This is a genomic window from Mesorhizobium sp. CNPSo 4688 (assembly GCF_057784295.1).
Map to the genome: position 1 here is coordinate 203,004 of NZ_JBWLUY010000008.1, position 16,459 is coordinate 219,462.

14 protein-coding genes and 1 tRNA gene are annotated in these 16,459 nt (G+C 62.8%); 6 read left to right on the top strand and 9 right to left on the bottom strand.

Going from position 1 to position 16,459, the window contains the following annotated elements:
* Positions 1–106: 106 nt before the first annotated feature.
* The 6 genes from AC04SH_RS17040 to AC04SH_RS17065 are packed head-to-tail and all read right to left on the bottom strand — an operon-like array spanning position 107 to position 7,381.
* Positions 107–1,360, bottom strand: coding sequence for an ABC transporter substrate-binding protein (locus AC04SH_RS17040; protein ID WP_477351039.1), 1,254 nt, complete (start codon positions 1,358–1,360; stop codon positions 107–109).
* Between the two features lie 60 nt (positions 1,361–1,420).
* Positions 1,421–2,932 (bottom strand): aldehyde dehydrogenase family protein, encoded by a 1,512-nt coding sequence (locus AC04SH_RS17045; protein WP_488575895.1) that lies wholly within the window; start codon positions 2,930–2,932, stop codon positions 1,421–1,423.
* A gap of 10 nt (positions 2,933–2,942) precedes the next feature.
* On the bottom strand, positions 2,943–3,719 hold the full coding sequence (locus tag AC04SH_RS17050; protein WP_488575896.1) for an enoyl-CoA hydratase/isomerase family protein: 777 nt from the start codon (positions 3,717–3,719) through the stop codon (positions 2,943–2,945).
* On the bottom strand, positions 3,712–5,313 hold the full coding sequence (locus tag AC04SH_RS17055) for an acyl CoA:acetate/3-ketoacid CoA transferase (protein WP_477233118.1): 1,602 nt from the start codon (positions 5,311–5,313) through the stop codon (positions 3,712–3,714). Before AC04SH_RS17055 ends, AC04SH_RS17050 begins: the two co-directional genes overlap by 8 nt.
* A complete protein-coding gene (locus AC04SH_RS17060) occupies positions 5,310–6,326 on the bottom strand; it encodes a Gfo/Idh/MocA family protein (protein WP_488575897.1) in 1,017 nt (338 codons plus the stop codon). Before AC04SH_RS17060 ends, AC04SH_RS17055 begins: the two co-directional genes overlap by 4 nt.
* Positions 6,323–7,381, bottom strand: coding sequence for a LacI family DNA-binding transcriptional regulator (locus AC04SH_RS17065; protein ID WP_477233116.1), 1,059 nt, complete (start codon positions 7,379–7,381; stop codon positions 6,323–6,325). The genes AC04SH_RS17060 and AC04SH_RS17065 overlap by 4 nt, the downstream gene beginning before the upstream one ends.
* A gap of 229 nt (positions 7,382–7,610) precedes the next feature.
* Between AC04SH_RS17065 and AC04SH_RS17070 the strand changes: the two genes are divergently transcribed.
* From AC04SH_RS17070 to AC04SH_RS17085, 4 genes are all read left to right on the top strand, one after another.
* A complete protein-coding gene (locus AC04SH_RS17070) occupies positions 7,611–8,765 on the top strand; it encodes a dihydrodipicolinate synthase family protein (RefSeq protein ID WP_488575898.1) in 1,155 nt (384 codons plus the stop codon).
* A 104-nt stretch (positions 8,766–8,869) separates the two neighbouring features.
* A complete protein-coding gene (gene gmd, locus AC04SH_RS17075) occupies positions 8,870–9,940 on the top strand; it encodes a GDP-mannose 4,6-dehydratase (RefSeq protein WP_488575899.1) in 1,071 nt (356 codons plus the stop codon).
* 9 nt (positions 9,941–9,949) lie between these two features.
* Positions 9,950–10,918, top strand: coding sequence for a GDP-L-fucose synthase (gene fcl, locus AC04SH_RS17080; RefSeq protein ID WP_488575900.1), 969 nt, complete (start codon positions 9,950–9,952; stop codon positions 10,916–10,918).
* Positions 10,863–12,347, top strand: a complete 1,485-nt coding sequence (locus tag AC04SH_RS17085) for a hypothetical protein (protein ID WP_488575901.1) — start codon at positions 10,863–10,865, stop codon at positions 12,345–12,347. Before fcl ends, AC04SH_RS17085 begins: the two co-directional genes overlap by 56 nt.
* Positions 12,348–12,351: 4 nt before the next feature.
* Here the strand turns inward: AC04SH_RS17085 and AC04SH_RS17090 are convergent, their stop codons facing one another.
* Complete coding sequence (locus AC04SH_RS17090; protein WP_488575902.1) at positions 12,352–14,397, bottom strand: alginate lyase family protein; 2,046 nt, start codon at positions 14,395–14,397, stop codon at positions 12,352–12,354.
* Between the two features lie 278 nt (positions 14,398–14,675).
* On the opposite strand from AC04SH_RS17090, the gene AC04SH_RS17095 reads away from it, so the two are divergent.
* Positions 14,676–14,882, top strand: coding sequence for a hypothetical protein (locus AC04SH_RS17095; RefSeq protein WP_488575903.1), 207 nt, complete (start codon positions 14,676–14,678; stop codon positions 14,880–14,882).
* A gap of 103 nt (positions 14,883–14,985) precedes the next feature.
* Positions 14,986–15,753 (top strand): Stf0 family sulfotransferase, encoded by a 768-nt coding sequence (locus AC04SH_RS17100; protein WP_488575904.1) that lies wholly within the window; start codon positions 14,986–14,988, stop codon positions 15,751–15,753.
* A 92-nt stretch (positions 15,754–15,845) separates the two neighbouring features.
* Here the strand turns inward: AC04SH_RS17100 and AC04SH_RS17105 are convergent.
* Both AC04SH_RS17105 and cpdR read right to left on the bottom strand, forming a co-directional pair.
* Positions 15,846–15,920: transfer RNA gene (locus AC04SH_RS17105), tRNA-Val, on the bottom strand.
* 116 nt (positions 15,921–16,036) lie between these two features.
* Positions 16,037–16,399 carry a cell cycle two-component system response regulator CpdR gene (cpdR, locus tag AC04SH_RS17110; RefSeq protein WP_023671195.1) on the bottom strand — a complete coding sequence of 121 codons (363 nt, stop codon included), beginning with the start codon at positions 16,397–16,399 and terminating at the stop codon, positions 16,037–16,039.
* Between the last annotated feature and the right edge of the window lie 60 nt (positions 16,400–16,459).

Below are 16,459 nucleotides of genomic sequence, written 5' to 3' on the forward strand. Positions count from 1 at the left end.
GGCGGCCCCGTGCATACGGGTCCTTGGTCGGCATGGTGTTCAGGCCGGCCAATCCTGAGGTGAAACCTTCCCCGCCGAAGCGGGGAAGGTGGTTTAGGCATAGCGCTTACTTGGCGTCGTCGATTGCCTTGACCAGTTCGGTCACGGCTTCGTCCGAGGTCTTGATCTGACCATGGACGAACTTCGAAACGACGTCCTTGTAGGCATTGGCGACCGCCGGAGGCGCGCCGTAGCCCTGGGCCAGCGAGCCGAACAGCGTGCCGCCTTCATTGGCAGCCTTCAGGTCGGCGATGCCCTTCTTGCCGCACGCGTCGAAGTCGGTGTCCGGAACGTCGGTACGGGCCGGAACCGAACCCTTGACGACGTTGAAGGCCGACTGGAAGCTCTTCGACAGCGTGGCGGTGGCCAATGCGACCTGGGCGGCCTTGCGGTCGTCCGGAACGTTGAACATGCCGAACATGTCGGAGTTGTAGATCACGGAGCCGTCGGTGCCCGGGAAGCGATAGCACAGGAAGTCCGTGCCCGGCGTTTTCTTGGCGGCGTTGAACTCACCCTTGGCCCAGTCGCCCATGACCTGCACCAGGGCGTCGCCCTTGATGACCATGGCGGTGGCAAGGTTCCAGTCGCGGCCCGAGAAGTTCGGGTCGACATAGGTGACGAGCTTGGCAAGATTGTCGAACGACTTCTTCATCGTGTCGGACTTGAGCGACTCGTCGTCGAGGTCGTTGAAGGCCTTCTTGTAGAACTCAGGTCCACCGGTCGACAGTACGACCGAATCGAACATGGTGGCTTCCTGCCAGTTCTGGCCGCCGAGAGCGAGCGGGATGACGCCAGCCGCCTTGGCCTTGTCGAGCAGGGCAACGAAGTCGTCGAAGGTCTTCGGCTCGGCGCCGCCGATCTTGTCCATCACCGCTTTGTTGATCCACAGCCAGTTGACCGAGTGGACGTTGACCGGAGCCGCGACCCACTTGCCGTCGTAGACGGAGAACTTCTGCAGGGCTGCCGGAACCGACTTGTCCCAGCCTTCCTTCTTCGCGGTCTCGGTGAGGTCGCCCATGACGCCGGCCGCTGCGTAGTCGAGCACGGTGTAGCCGAGCATCTGCGATGCGGTCGGGTAGTTGCCGGCCGCGACCATTGCCTTCAGCGCGGTCATGGCGGCGTCGCCGCCACCGCCGGCCACCGGCACGTCCTTCCAGGCATAGCCTTCCTTGGCCAGGTCGCCCTTGAGGACGTTGAGAGCAGCCGCTTCGCCGCCCGACGTCCACCAATGCAGCATCTGCACTTCCTTGACGTCCTCGGCATGGGCCGAGAAAGCAAAGGTCGTCGCCAGAGCCGTTCCGATAAGCAGTTTGCGCAACATGTACTACCTCCCTTTGTTGCATTCACAAAACCGACGGATGCCCGTCGGGTTCTTCCAAACTCAGCCGACCCACCAACCGGTGCGCTGGCCGCGATGAAACTGGATTGTTTTTTCCTCGGTATAGTCCTCGACAGCGCGTTTGCCGAGTTCGCGTCCGATGCCGGACTGCTTGTAGCCCCCGAATGGCAGCTCGGGGTAGCCTTCCATGAATGTGTTCACCCAAACCGTCCCCGAACGCACACCACGCGCCACCGACATACAGGTGTCGATGCTGGCGCTCCACACCCCTGCCGACAGACCATAAGGCGTGTTGTTGGCGATGTGCAACGCCTTTTCAATCGATTCAAAAGTCAGCACCGAGAGCACCGGCCCGAAGACTTCCTCACGCGCAATGGCCATGTCCTGCGTGACGCCGCGAATGATGGTCGGGTCGAGGTATTGGCCGGCATTCGAGGCCAGCTGTTTGCCGCCGCTGTAGATATTGCTGCCGTCTCTTGCCGCTGCCGTTACGTAACCCGCGACTTTACTCAGATGATCGGCGGAAATCATCGCGCCGACCTTGGTGCGGTCGTCGAGCGGATCGCCTACCGTCACTTTAGCGGTGAGGGCCTTCACAGCGGCGAGGAAATCGTCTGCGATCGCCTCATGCACGATCAGCCGACTGCCGGCATTGCAGCACTCGCCGGCGTTGAAGAAGCCGCCGAACACGGCGGCGTCGGCGGCTGCCTTGAGATCGGCGTCGGGGAAGACGATCTGGCCGTTCTTGCCGCCGAGCTCCATCGAGACTTTCTTCAACGACTGCGCGGCTGCAGCCATGGTCATCTTGCCGACGCGGGTCGAGCCGGTGAAGGACACCATCTCGACCAAGGGATGGCTAACCATCGGCGCACCGACATCGGCACCGAGACCGGCCAGAATGTTGACGACACCGGCGGGCAGGCCGGCTTCGAGCAGGATATCACCGAGCAGGAAGGTCGAGGCCGAGGTCATTTCGCTGGGCTTCACCACCGCCGTGCAGCCGGCGGCAAGCGCGAAGGGGAGTTTCTGGCTGACGATGAGGAAAGGGAAATTCCACGGCGTAATGATCGAGACGACACCGATCGGTTCGCGCACGACCACGCCCAGCATGGCGTCGCCGAGATTGGCGTAGCTCTCGCCATGCAGCGTGCGGGCAAGCGAGGCGGCATAGCGCCAGATGTCGACGGCGCCACCGATTTCGCCGCGCGCCTGAGCGATCGGCTTGCCGGATTCCAGCGCATCGAGCCGGGCGATGTCTTCCAGCTGTGCCTCGATCAGGTCGGCCGTCTTGAGCAGGATTGCGGCGCGTTCGGAGGCTTTCATGCGCGGCCACGGGCCGGTCTCGAAGGCTCTGTGCGCGGCCTGCATCGCCGCTTCCACCTCGGGCTCGCCGGCCTGCGCATAGCGCGAAACGGTGAAGCCGTGGCCGGGGCTGTTGCGCTCCAGCATACGGCCATCGCGGGCATCGACGTGCTTGCCGTCGATCAGGAGCTGGTAAGCCTTTGGCGCCTTGGACGCCTCAGTCGGCATGGAAATGTTGAGCGGTGCGTTCATCATGCTTTCTCTAGGATCTCGAAAAGGCCGGCTTTTGCTTCGTCTTAAAGGCGCCGACGCCGGCTTTGAGGTCGCCGGTCAGCGCAATGAAGCCGCTGGCGAGGGCTTCCGTAGCGGCAGCGCTTTCCTCGCCTTCGGCGACTGCGATCATCAGCTTGGCGGCTTCGGTTGCGAGCGGTCCGCGTTCGGCGATTTTTCCTGCCCACGCCTTGGCTTCGGCGAACGCCTGACCGGTCTCGACCACGCGGTCGACGATGCCGAGGGCGAGCGCGTCGGGGGCGGCAAAGACTTCGCCGCCGAGCGCCATGCGGCGGACGATCTGGGCGCCAAAGCGGCGCACGGCGCGTTGCGTGCCGGACCAGCCGGGGACAACGCCGATCGAGGTCTCGGGGAAGCCGAGCTTCACCTGCGTTTCTGCGACGCGGAAGTCGCAGGCGACTGCCAGTTCCAGCCCGCCGCCCAGCGCATGGCCGGACAGCACCGCAATGGTCGGTTGCCGGAGCCTTGCCAGCCGGTCGAAGACGCGGTGGCCATAGCGCACCCATTGCACCTGGAAGTCGGCGGCGCTCATGCCACCCCAGGCCTCGACGTCGCCGCCGGCGCAAAAGCCTTTGCCTTCGCCGCGGACCAGCACGACGCGCACGCCTTCAGCCATCTCGGCTTCGTCGAGCGCGGCTCCGAGAGCGCGCAGCATCGGGATGTCCAGCGCGTTGAACTTTTCAGGCCGGCGCAGCGTGACGATACCGATGGCGCCGTCCTGTTCGAAAGTTACGAGGCGCTCAGTCATGTGCGCCTCCGAGCGAAGCGCCGCCATTCAGCGACAGGCCGATCGGCCGATCCTGGTAGAGGGCCGTCGGCGTGACCTTGAGGTCGTTGGCGACGCCGAGCGGTGTCTCGGACTGCGCCAGCACGTCGCGCTCGAGGTCGATGCCCGGCGCCAGTTCCGTCACCATCAGGCCGTCCGGCGTCAGCTTCATCACGCAGCGCTCAGTGACGTAAGTGATGTCCTGCCCCTGCGCGACAGCACGCTTGCCAGAGAAGGAGATGTGCTCGACTTCGTTGACCACCTTCTTGACCTTGCCTTCGGTGTCGATGCGGATGCCGCCTTCGGCGAGCGACAGTTTCGCACCGGCATTGAAGAAGCCGGAGAAGACGATCTTCTTCGCCCGCGCGGTGATGTCGACGAAGCCACCGGCGCCGGCGGTGACATGCGGCCGTGCCGACAGCTTGGAGACATTGACCGAGCCGTGGCGGTCGATCTGCAGGAAGGATAGCAGCGAGGCGTCGAAGCCGCCGGCCTGGAAGTAGATAAACTGGTGCGGCGAGGGCATGATCGCCTCGGCATTGGAGGCGCAGCCGAACTTGAAGTCGAGCAGCGGCACGCCGCCGACCGCACCCTGCTCGATCACCCAGGTGACCTTGCCGTGCTGGCCTTCCTCAAGGAGGATGCGTGGCACGTTGGCGGAGATGCCGAAGCCGATGTTGACGGCCATGCCGTCGCGCAATTCCATGGCAACGCGGCGTGCGATGACCTTCTGGACGTTCATCTCGGCGTTGCGGAAGCTCGACAGCGGCCGGAAGATCTCGCCTGAAATCGCCGGATCATAAGGCGTCAGCGTCGTCTGCAACTGATCCGGCGCCACCACGATATGGTCGACCAGAACGCCGGGCACGCGTACATCGTGCGGCTTCAGCGTGCCGTTCTCGACCACGCGCTTGACCTGCGCGATGACGATGCCGCCATTGTTGCGGGCAGCGAGTGCCTGTTCGAGACCGCCGAGATAGGCGCCTTCATGCTCATAGGTGAGGTTGCCGCGCTCGTCGGCGGTGGTGGCGCGGATGATCGAGATGTTGGGTACGATCGCGCGGAAATAGAGCCATTCCTCGCCGTCGAACTGCTGCACCGAGACGATCGGCTCGCTGGCGGCCGCGTTCATGGCGCAGCCCTGGTGGCGCGGATCGGCGAAAGTGTCGAGGCCGACCTTGGTCAGCACGCCCGGCCGCTTGGCGGCGGCCTCCCGATGCATGTCGAACAGGATGCCGGACGGCACATTGTAGGCGGCAACCGAATTGTCGCCGATCATTTTCCAAATCTGCGGCGGCTCGGACGAGGAGGGGCCCGAGGGATAGGAGCCGCAGAGCGTGCGCTTCAACAGGCCGGGCTTGGCCAGATGGTCGATGCCCTTGATGCCGTACATGTCGCCGGCGGCGATCGGGTGCAGCGTGGTGATGTTCTTGGGATGACCTTCGGTGTCGAAGCGCTCGCCGATGGCGGCCAGCACCGCATCCGGGCAGCCGAGGCCGCTCGACGAGGAGACGGATACGGTCATGCCGTCCTTGATCAGGCCGGCGGCCGCAGCGGCGGAGACGAGCTTGCTCACTTGGCACTCCCGAGCTTGGGATCGATTGCGACCGCCTTGCCGGATTTCTCCGACTGCAACGCCGCTTCTGCTGACGCGAGCGACCAGACGCCGTCCTCGCCGGTGGCGGAGGGCTGGCCTTTGCCGCTGATGGCGGCGTGGAACTGGCGCAGCGACCGGACGTAGAGGTCTTCGTGGTCGAAACTCAGTTCCTCCTCGCCCTTGGCTGTGCGCAGCAGCACCGTGCCGACCGGCTTTTGCGTCATCACATTTTTGCCGATCAACGAGCCTTCCGAACCATGCACCTCGAAGCCGGTGTCGGCGAACTTTGTGGTGAAGCCTTCATGCGACTGGGCAATGACGCCGGACTTGAAGCGCCAGATGCACATGGCGCCGTCTTCCAGCCCACTGCCGGCCATGCCGGCCGACTGGGTGAAGGCGGAAATCTCGATCGGGTCGTCGCCAAGCACGAAACGCAGCGTGTCGGCATCGTGCACGGTGATGTCGAGCACCACCCCGCCGCCGGCCTCAGGTTTGGTGATGCGCCAACCCTGCAGGTTCTCCGGCAGGTAGACGGCATGGAAGACACGCGCGGCGATCGGCTTGCCGATGCGGCCGGCTGATATGGCATCGCGCATGGCGCGGTGGGCGCCGGCATTGCGCAGATGATGGTTGGTGCCAAGCACGATTCCGGCTGCCTTGGCGGCGGCGACCATGGTGCGCGCATCGGCGCTGGTCAGCGCCAGCGGCTTTTCGCACAGAACATGCTTTCCCGCCTTGATGGCGGCCAGCGCCTGTTCGAGATGCAGTTCATTGGTGGTCGAGATGTAGACGGCGTCGATGCCGGCGCCGAGCAGGTCGTCGAGTGTCGAGACGGCGAGCGGAATGTTGTTTTCCGCGGCATAGGCCTTGGCCCGCTCCGGGCTGGAACTCATCACCACTGATATCTCGCCACCCTCTTGCGCACGGATGGCGTTGATCATGAACTGTTTGGCGATCGTGCTGGCGCCGATCAATCCCCATCTGACGCTCATGCCGCGTCTCCCATTCCTGCAGGCGTGTTCCGGGCGCGGCGATCGGGACCGCAGCTTTCCCTGACGACCAGATTGACGGCGCCGATATGGTCCTCGGCACGCGTGGTGCGCGACTGGATCATCTTCAGCATGACATGCGCGGCGCGCTCGCCAAGGCCTGCCGTGTCCACCGAGACGCTGGTCAGCGCCGGCATGTAGTGCTCGGCCTCGACCACGTCGTCGAAACCGACAACGGCGAAATCCGCGCCGGGCTCCAGCCCGCGCTTGCGTAGCGCCAGCATGACGCCGAAGGCAACGGCGTCGTTGAAACACAGCGCCGCCGTCGGTGGCTCGGGCATGGCAAGGGCGGTTTCCAGGCAGGCGATGCCGCCCCTTCGGCTGGTTTCGCCTTCGACGACAAGCACGTCGCGCCTGGCGATGCCCAATGTTTCGCAGGCTTCGCGAAAGCCGCCCAGGCGCTCCTGATAGACGACCAGATCGGACGTGCCACCGAAGAAAGCCAGCCGGCGATGGCCCTTGCCGATCAGATGGGCGGCCGCAAGGTACGCGCCGCGATGATTGTCGGGCGCGATCACCGGGATGCGGCTGTCCGGCAGGCGGCGCATCGCGAAGACCACCGGCACGCCGGCCGTCTCGATGCGGCGGAAGGCGCCCGGCGTCGTGCCGCGCGCCGGCGACACGATCAGGCCTGCGACGCCCTGTTCCATCAGCGACTTCAGCACTTCTTCCTGACGAACAGGATTTTCCGCCGTGTTGGCGATGAACGGCACGATGCCGGCCGACTGGAAGACACGCTCCATGCCGACCGCCAGCTCGGCGAAAAAGGGGTTGGTGAGATCGTTGATGACCATGCCGATGACGTTGGAGTGGGCCTTGCGCAGATTGGCGGCGCCGCGGTTGTAGACATAGCCGACATCCTCGATCGCCTTGCGAACCTTGACCGCGGTCTCAGGCCGGATCAGCCCTGAGCCTTGCAGCACGAGCGACACCGTCGATTTGGACACACCGGCCTCGCGGGCGATGTCCAGGATCGTTGCCTTGGGCCGGCTGGCCATACGGGTGGTTTCCTCCGCCTGGATTGGCAAATCTATTGGAACGTTCTAATCACTGTGCCAAACGAGAGTCAATCGGGATTCTGGAGAGGATCGAAAAATTGATGAATGTGATGCCTAGCAAGGCTCTTGGCCTCTTTTCGGCATTTGGACCGGTTCAATCTCAGGAATCATAAAGCTTCTTGATTTATTGGAACGTTCCATTTATAGGATGCTGGAAACGGAGGTTGCCATGGATATTACCCTGCCTGCGGAGAATGGCGGCCGCGTCAGCTACAAGCTCGTGGGCAACCCGGTGGAGCCCAGAATAGGTGCTGCTTTCCCGCGCATTGCCTATGCCGCGGCGCATGTCGTCGCCGACCCGCTTGCGATGACCAATCCGTGGTCGAAGCCTGCGGTCGACTGGGACAGGACGATGGCGTTTCGCCACCATCTGTGGCGGCTCGGCTTCCGCATCGCCGAAGCGATGGATACCTCGCAGCGCGGCATGGGGTTCGACTGGACAAATGCGCAGGAATTGATCCGGCGCTCGATCGCCGAGGCGCGCAGCGTCGAAGGCGCCGATCTGGCATCGGGCGCCGGCACCGATCATCTGATGCCGGGGGCTGCCAGGACGCTCGATGACGTGATCGCCGCCTATGAGGAACAGTTCACCTTCATCGAAGGGCAGGGTGGCAAGGCAATCATGATGGCCAGTCGGGCGCTGGCGGCGGTCGCCAAAGGCCCGGATGATTATATGAGGGTCTACGACCGCATCCTCAGTCAGGCCTCCGGCAAGGTCATCCTGCACTGGCTGGGCGACATGTTCGATCCGGCACTAAGGGGCTATTGGGGCAGTGAGAATTTCGAGACTGCGCTCGACACCGTCGTCGCCATCATCGAGCGCCATGCCGGCAAGGTCGAAGGGATAAAGATTTCCCTGCTCGATGCTGGCAAGGAAGTCGCCCTGCGCGACCGGTTGCCGGACGGCGTCGTCATGTTCACCGGCGACGATTTCAACTACCCTGAACTGATCGCAGGCGACGGGAAGCGGCATTCGCACGCCTTGCTCGGCATATTCGACGCCATCGCCCCGGCCGCCAATGCGGCCCTGGCGAAGTTGGCTGACGGCGACCGCGCCGGCTATGACGCGCTGATGGCGCCGACGGTGCCACTGTCGCGCAAGATCTTCGAGGCGCCGACCGAGTACTACAAGGCTGGCATTGTCTTCATGGCCTGGCTCAACGGCCATCAGGATCATTTCACAATGGTCGGCGGCATGCAGTCGGCGCGCGGCATCCTGCACTATGCCGACATCTTTCGCCTTGGCGACCAGGCAGGGTTGCTCGCCGATCCCGCGCTTGCGTTGGCCAGGATGAAGCATTTCTGCGCGGTCGCGGGTGCCTGAGCGCAACGCAACCGTTGGCTGAAAAGTATCCCCCGTGTGGGGGATTTGCGTTCTTGCGTCAAATCTGTATTCCGTTGCCGGATTAGATGCGGACGAATGCGGCAATGACGGAAAAAGTGGCGCTCATCACCGGTGTAACCGGGCAGGACGGGGCCTATCTTGCAGATTTTCTTCTGCGGAAGGGCTATATTGTCCATGGCGTCAAACGCCGCTCATCTTCGTTCAATACCGAGCGCGTCGATGACATCTATGTCGATCCGCACGAGCGCGGTGCGCGCTTTTTCCTGCATTATGGCGACCTGACCGATGCAACCAATCTCATTCGCCTCGTGCAGGAGACGCGGCCGAGCGAGATTTACAATCTTGGCGCCCAGAGCCATGTCCAGGTGAGTTTCGAGACGCCCGAATATACCGGCAATGCCGATGCGTTGGGCACGCTCAGGCTGCTGGAGGCGATCCGCATCCTCGGCATGGAAAAATCGGTGCGTTTCTACCAGGCCTCGACCTCGGAGCTTTACGGCAAGGCGCGCGAGGTCCCGCAAAGCGAGACGACGCCGTTCCATCCGCGCTCGCCCTATGCCGCGGCCAAGCTCTACGCCTACTGGATCACGGTCAATTACCGCGAAGCCTACGGCATGTTCGCCGCCAATGGCATCCTGTTCAACCACGAAAGCCCGACGCGCGGCGAAACCTTCGTCACCCGCAAGATCACACGAGCCGTCGCCTCGATCCAACACGGCCTGCAGGACACGCTCTATCTCGGCAATCTCGACGCCAGGCGTGACTGGGGCCATGCGCGCGACTACGTAGAAGGCATGTGGCGCATTCTGCAGCACAGCGAAGCCGACGATTTCGTGCTGGCGACCGGCGAGGCGCATTCGGTGCGCGAATTTGTCGAACTGGCATTTGCCGAGACCGGACGCAGCATCCGCTGGCAAGGCGAGGGTGTCGACGAGGTTGGTGTCGATGCCGGCTCGGGCACGGTCCTGGTGCGTATCGATCCGCGCTATTTTCGGCCGACCGAGGTCGACTTTTTGCTCGGCGACCCCGCCAAGGCCAAGGCGAGACTTGGCTGGTCGCACACGACCGGGTTCAGGGATCTTGTGGCGGAAATGGTGCAGGCCGATCTGGCGCGTGCTGCCGGCGGCACGCGGCAGAACAGCCGTTCTGCGTGAGGCAGGCCGATGGACGTGACATTTGAGCTGAAAGGCAAGCGTGTCTTCGTCGCCGGGCATCGCGGCATGGTCGGTTCGGCCGTCGTGCGACGGCTGGCGAGCGAGGATTGCGAGGTGCTCACCGCATCCCGCGACAGGCTCGACTTGCTCGACCAGGCCGGCGTGCGGCGCTGGATGGCCGAGCACCGGCCGGACGCGGTGGTGATGGCGGCCGCCAAGGTTGGTGGCATCCTGGCCAATGACATGTTCCCCGTCGATTTCCTGCAGGACAATCTGGTCATGCAGAGCAATGTCATCGACAGCGCCTTTCGCAGCGAGGTCGGCAAGCTTTTGTTTCTCGGCTCGTCCTGCATCTATCCCAAGCTCGCGCCACAGCCGATCCCGGAAGATGCACTGCTGACCGGCCCGCTCGAGCCCACCAATGAATGGTATGCGATCGCCAAGATCGCAGGGCTGAAACTGTGCCAGGCCTATCGGCGCCAGCACGGCGTCGATTATATCTCGGCGATGCCGGCCAACCTTTACGGCCCAGGCGACAATTTCGACCTTCAGAGCAGCCATGTGGTGCCGGCGCTGATGCGAAAGGCGCATGCGCTGGCGCTGAGCGGCGGCAGCAGCCTCGAGGTTTGGGGCTCGGGCACGCCGAGGCGCGAATTCCTGCATGTCGACGACGCTGCCGATGCGCTGGTCTGGCTGTTGAAGAATTATAGCGGCGACAGCCAAGTCAATGTCGGTTCGGGGGAGGATGTCACCATTGCCGAGCTTGCCCAAACCGTCGCATCCGTCGCCGGCGTCGAGGCTACGATCACCTTTGATACGACCAAGCCGGACGGCACGCCGCGCAAGCTGATGGATGTGTCGCGGCTGTTTGCAACGGGATGGCGCCCGCGCTACGTGCTTCGCAGTGGATTGGAACAGACATATGCGTGGTTTCTCAGCCATGTTGAGAAGGGTGACGTCCGCCTCGGCGCGGCCTGATCCCGATCCTCAGCATGCAAAGTTGATTGCCGCGACCAGGGATGACGGGCTGGGCGGCCGGCTTCTGGCCATGGTCAATGCAAAGGCGCTTGCCGATGCGACAGGCCACCGCTTCGGTTTCACCTGGAAGAGAGCCGTCTCGGACAAGACGTTTCACATTGTCGATACGGTCGACAAAATATTTAATCCCGAATTCATCGAGAAACACTGGCTGGGCGAAAAGATCAGAGAGACGGATCTCGAGGTTCTCAAGAAAGGGAAATTCACCCGCGCAAGCCTGAATGCGTCAGCCCGCCGAAGCTTTTTTCGCGGCTGGCTCTGCAACGATTTCAACGTTCTGGAGTCTTTTCGCGACAAGGGAAAGCTGATCGCGACATCCGAAACGATCAGGACTCTCGGCTTTGCCGAGCCGGTGAACCATGCGCTGCGCACCGCCGAATCCTGCCGATTTCCGGGGCAGATGGCAGGCCTGCATCTTCGCAGCGGCGACATCGTTCGCGGCAAATACCGTTCGATGCTGAATTTCAACGGCAAGGTAATCCCTTCCACGCTGGCCAAGGCGATTGTGGCCGAGCTCGCGTCACAGGGTATTGCGACTCTGCTGGTCGGCCAGGACGGGGCGACGCTCGACTATCTGAGGTCGCAAACCGGCGCGTTGCTGACCGACGATTTCGGCGCCAACGAATTCAAGGATGAGACGCTGAGGGCATTTTTCGAGATGGGCCTTCTGGCGCGTTGTCAGCGGATTTACGCCGGTAGCAGCGTGTTCGCATCCGTGTCGTCTGTGATGAGCGGCGTTCCGTGCACCAGGACCACGGCGCTGTTCAGCCCGCCCCTGGCGGCGCAACTCATGCTCGAAGAGCTGGAGCAGCATCAGTCCGACTATCATCCATTCGAAGCGGCGTTCGGCTATCTGTCGGCGTTCCTGAACATTGAGGACGACATCAGCCCGGCGCAGGCGAGGGACATTCTCGGCAAGGCCTACGCGCTCGATCCTGAAAACGATGCCTATCCCCTCAAGATCGCGGCGGCCTATTTTCGCGAGAAGGATTACGCAGCAGGGGAAGCCATTTTGAAGTCGCGCATGACGGTGCAATTCGAGGCGCGTCCCAAGATGCCGCTGCCAATGCTTTTGGCTCTGTCGCGCAAGACAGTGCACGGCCACGCCATGGGCAAGGATTTCGCGTCCTATTTTGCCGCGGCGAAGGCCGGTCATCCCTATGCCACGGCCTGTGCGGCCCATATTCTGCATGACGGCTTTGGCGAACTGAAACAGGCGCTTGAGATGATCGCCAGATCGCAGGCTTCCGAACCGGCCAATGCCTTGTTCAGGACGATCAGGCGCTACATCCGGCCGATCGCGACCCGTGAATCCAGCCCGCTGTTGAAAGCGCGGCTGCGGCTCTGGAAAGCCGGGATCAGGATCTAGTCTATCACTGCCTTCGCCAGACCCAGAACGGTGCGATGCCCTGGTCGGGATGGAAAAGCGATCTCCCGACGCTGACATCAAGCGCTGTCGTCTCGGGGCCGTGGCATGCGAGATCGAACAGCAGTGGCCGAGCCAGATCCCGGTCGATGGTCTCAACATCTTGGCCGTCGATGTCGGCGGCAAACCGGCGCAGCGCCGTGACCAGGCCCTGTCCCCCGGCAGCCTGGTGCCGCCACAAATCGTCGCCGACCGAGGACAACACCCGCGCCAGGGCTGTCCAGCCCTGCAAGGCGAGCATGGCGCCGCACAGGCTGGAGGTTTGGCTCAAAAGCGAGCCGTCGGGTGCGATCTCGGCCGCCAGCCTTTCGCGGGCGTGGAGGCGGACCCTGGCCAGCGTTGCGCCGTCGTTCAGAAACATTGCGATCGATGCCCGCTGAAGATCGCTGAGAATACAGTGCTTGCCAAACTCTGTCGCCGGTACGGTGGCCAGCCATTTGCCGTAGCCGCCAAGCCAGGTCCGGAAGTCCTCCCGTTCCCGCCCGGTCAGCGCCCCGGCCCGCTCGACAAGGCGGACGGCATCGAGAAAGAAGTGGAGACCACCGAGCTCGAAGACACCTTGTTTTGCGCGAGACGGGTTCATCCTTGTGTCAGGGTCGATGAAGCATGTGCGGATCCGTTGCGCGGCATCGGCGGCAAAGCGCTGCTCACTGAGCACGGTCGCCGCCAGCGCCAGCACGGTGGCGTCGTGCAGGACATGGCGCAGGCGGGCAGGCTCGCCTGCTTGATCGAGATCGGTGCCAGGAGCGCGGGCGAGCACCTCGCTCGCGGCAGTTTCGAGATGGCGGCGAAGCTCGACGTCATTGCCTTGGGATACTGCTGCAAGAACAGCGTCGTCGTAAAAAACCAGGCGCGACGGGTCGAGCCTGGCGGCGGTCGCCAGGGCATCGCAGCGGTCGATCATATCGACGATGGCTTCGTCGCGGCTGCCCCAGCGGGCGACGAAACCGGCCTTGCCGATTTCCAGATGCGAGCGCCCGGAATCCAGGCGCGCCACCCAGCCGGCCTTGTGGAAAAGCCCGGCATCGGGGGCCAGGGACGGGCGTTGGAAATCCCACGGGTCGTCGCGGAAACGGTCCCATGGTCCGGGAACGCCGAGCCGCCACAGCATTTCGACCTTGGGCCGGCGGCCATAGGCATAATCTTCGTCGAACAACGCGGTCGTGTCGGCGCGAAAGATGATCTGGGGCTCTTCCCTGGCCGGCGGTTTGAAATTCTCGTCGAGCAGAGCCAGGTTTTCGACAATGCGCGCCATCGGCACGAGGACATAGGGCAGATACGGCCTTGCCTCGATTGCCCAGCGTATCTGCCGGAATGCCTGCTCGGTCAGATAGCAGTTTCCGTCCCACGGCATCAGCCACTTCGCCCGCGTGCGGGCGATCTCAAGCGCCTTGTTGCGGGCGCCGTTGTTGTTCATCAGATAGCGGTTCTTGCTGTGCCTGATGAACGTTTCGTAGCGCGCCGCGGTGAGTTCGGCCGATCGGCCGCCTTTGCCGGAAAACCGGAGTTCCTTTGCCGCCAGCCTGTCGATATCCCACGCAATCCGGCCATAGGCCTCGAGGTCGAAAGGGATGCGCACAAAGCTCTGGCCGCGGCCCTCCAGCAGCCTGACGATGCGGGCCTCCTCATCCGGATCGGCTATCCGATTGACGATCCAGAACTTGTCGCAGTCAGGAAAGGCAGGCTCATTGTCGAGGATGAAGCTGGCATTGTCGAAGGACTGGCCTTTGCGGTGCCGCGGCTCGAGATCGTTGCCAATGATGCGGACGAGCATGAAGCTGTCCTTCCCCGCCGCAATCGGCAAGGCAGGGTATGCGTCACGCGCCGCCCTGAGGCGAAGCCTGACATCGCGCCTGTGTTCGAGCGTTCGCTTTGCCGCAACCAGAACGCCGCCAAGGCTTGAACCTGGCGATTGGAGATATTTCCTCGCCCGTTTGAGTTCGAGGTAGATGCGTCGCCAGGTCGCCTTCCGCTCCGCCGGAATTGACGTCATGGCCACCCGCCGGAGCGAGTGCGCCAATGGTCGGAGATCATCGACCATACTGATGTCGTCATTCGCATTGTTCCCCCGAACATCGCGTCTTGTCCCCAGCCTTAAAGCCATCGCGCCCGGGCGTCACGACTGAAAATTTGTCCCAGGCATTGTCGTGCCCGCTCACCAGCCTGCACCGCAAAGGCTTTGCCGGCGATTTCAGTTTGCTCGTGAACCATTTCGTTGCCGCCCGCGACCAAGCGCTGTGTAGCAAACACGACCCATCAAGGAGAACGTCCATGTCTATCGCTTCAAGAAACGTCTTTCTCGCCGCCATCGCCGTTTCGGTGCTGGCGGGGTGTCAGACGGCACCGCCGAGGGAATGCGAGAAGACCAAGCCTGGTGTCACCTATAACGGCAAATGCTGCGGCATCGGCACCCCGTGCCGTGAAGGCAACAACAACCCCCATGACAAGCCCGACAGGCCCGATCCGCGGCCGCAATGATCCGGCCGAGAGGCCGCGCCGTCCCGGCTCGCGCCGGGGCGGTTTTGCATTCCTTGAATTGGCAAGGTGGACTCGGCTGTGGTCTCCTTGGTATTTGTCAGACATGCCGATCAGCCCGCCCACAGGTTGGAAACCTCCTGGCAAGACGCTCATTATCGCGACCTTGCAGCGATCCGGCAGCACGCTTCTTTGCGAAAAGATGCGCAGCACGGGCGTGCTGGGAAATCCGGAAGAGTACTTCAACCGGGAAGAGAAGACCCCGACCGTCGAGCGTTGCGCCCGTATTGCCGCCAGCGCTACGCCAAACGGAGTGGCCGCAACCAAACTATTTCCGTCCCATTTCTATGAGCTAAGCAGGGATATCAGGCTTACCGAGTGGTTTCCTGACCCGGTGTGGATATACCTTGAAAGACGCGATCGGCTGGGCCAGGCAATTTCCTGGGCGAAAGCATGGCAGGACGGTGCCTGGACCAGCAAATCTGCTGCCGTGAAAAATGCCGAGTATTCGGCGTATGGCATCGACTTCGCCCTTGCCCAGATAGCCATTGGCACCGGTCGCTGGACTTCGTTTTTTGCCAGGACCGGGATCGAACCGCTCCGCCTTTTTTATGAAGACACGCTGGATGATTTCGACAGCATCAGCCAGCGCATCGGCCTGCTGGCGGGGTTGGATGCTCCCGTCCCCCGTGAGGGCAAGGTGAGTCTCAGCCCGCAGCGAAACGAGGAAAGCGACGAATGGCGGCGACGGTTTCTAACCGAGTGCGGTAACCCGGATGATTTCGACAGGCCGATTGTCCGGCTTCGCAAGCGCAGAAGGTCCAAATGGATATTCTGGAGGAAATGGTTTGGCGGCGCCGCCGCCAAACGATGACCTTGCGCCATGGCGGAGCCATGAACAGTGTCATCTCGTTCCGACAAGCGCATGATGGCATGCGGAACAAATCAAAGCCGCGTTGGTCTGGATGGTGGGCGTGACAGGGATTGAACCTGTGACCCCTGCAATGTCAATGCAGTGCTCTCCCGCTGAGCTACACGCCCATCCGAAGCCGCGCATACACCATTTTTGATCCAGCGCGTCAATAGCCGGAAAAGGGAAAGAACGGCTCGTTTTGTCGCGCCGCCAAGGCGAGCGGCGGCATCGCGCCCGAAGTGCTTCAGGCGGCCTGCAGCATTTTTTCGACCTCGTTGACGAGATCGCGCAGATGGAAGGGCTTCGACAGCACCTTGGCGTCTTTCGGCGCCTTGGAATCGGGGTTGAGCGCGACGGCCGCGAAACCGGTGATGAACATCACCTTGAGGTCGGGATCGATCTCGGTGGCGCGGCGGGCAAGCTCGATGCCGTCCATCTCCGGCATGACGATGTCGGTCAGCAGCAGGGAGAAGGGTTCCTCGCGCAGCCGCTCATAGGCGCTGGCACCATTGTCGAAATCGCTGACATGGTAGCCGGCCCGCTCCAGTGCCTTGACCAGGAACCGGCGCATGTCGTCGTCGTCTTCCGCCAGCAGAATGCGTGCCATCTTATCCCGTCCGAATCACCCGCCCAAGCCTGCCGTCCGGCAAACCCGTTAACCATCCTG

Coding starts and splice junctions, on each gene's coding strand:
- AC04SH_RS17090 (WP_488575902.1), bottom strand. CDS start 14,397: ATGACGTCAATTCCGGCGGAGCGGAAGGCGACCTGGCGACGCATCTAC.
- AC04SH_RS17085 (WP_488575901.1), top strand. CDS start 10,863: ATGCGTGGTTTCTCAGCCATGTTGAGAAGGGTGACGTCCGCCTCGGCG.
- AC04SH_RS17095 (WP_488575903.1), top strand. CDS start 14,676: ATGTCTATCGCTTCAAGAAACGTCTTTCTCGCCGCCATCGCCGTTTCG.
- AC04SH_RS17100 (WP_488575904.1), top strand. CDS start 14,986: ATGCCGATCAGCCCGCCCACAGGTTGGAAACCTCCTGGCAAGACGCTC.
- AC04SH_RS17050 (WP_488575896.1), bottom strand. CDS start 3,719: ATGACTGAGCGCCTCGTAACTTTCGAACAGGACGGCGCCATCGGTATC.
- fcl (WP_488575900.1), top strand. CDS start 9,950: ATGGACGTGACATTTGAGCTGAAAGGCAAGCGTGTCTTCGTCGCCGGG.
- AC04SH_RS17065 (WP_477233116.1), bottom strand. CDS start 7,381: ATGGCCAGCCGGCCCAAGGCAACGATCCTGGACATCGCCCGCGAGGCC.
- AC04SH_RS17040 (WP_477351039.1), bottom strand. CDS start 1,360: ATGTTGCGCAAACTGCTTATCGGAACGGCTCTGGCGACGACCTTTGCT.
- AC04SH_RS17060 (WP_488575897.1), bottom strand. CDS start 6,326: ATGAGCGTCAGATGGGGATTGATCGGCGCCAGCACGATCGCCAAACAG.
- cpdR (WP_023671195.1), bottom strand. CDS start 16,399: ATGGCACGCATTCTGCTGGCGGAAGACGACGACGACATGCGCCGGTTC.
- gmd (WP_488575899.1), top strand. CDS start 8,870: ATGACGGAAAAAGTGGCGCTCATCACCGGTGTAACCGGGCAGGACGGG.
- AC04SH_RS17070 (WP_488575898.1), top strand. CDS start 7,611: ATGGATATTACCCTGCCTGCGGAGAATGGCGGCCGCGTCAGCTACAAG.
- AC04SH_RS17045 (WP_488575895.1), bottom strand. CDS start 2,932: ATGAACGCACCGCTCAACATTTCCATGCCGACTGAGGCGTCCAAGGCG.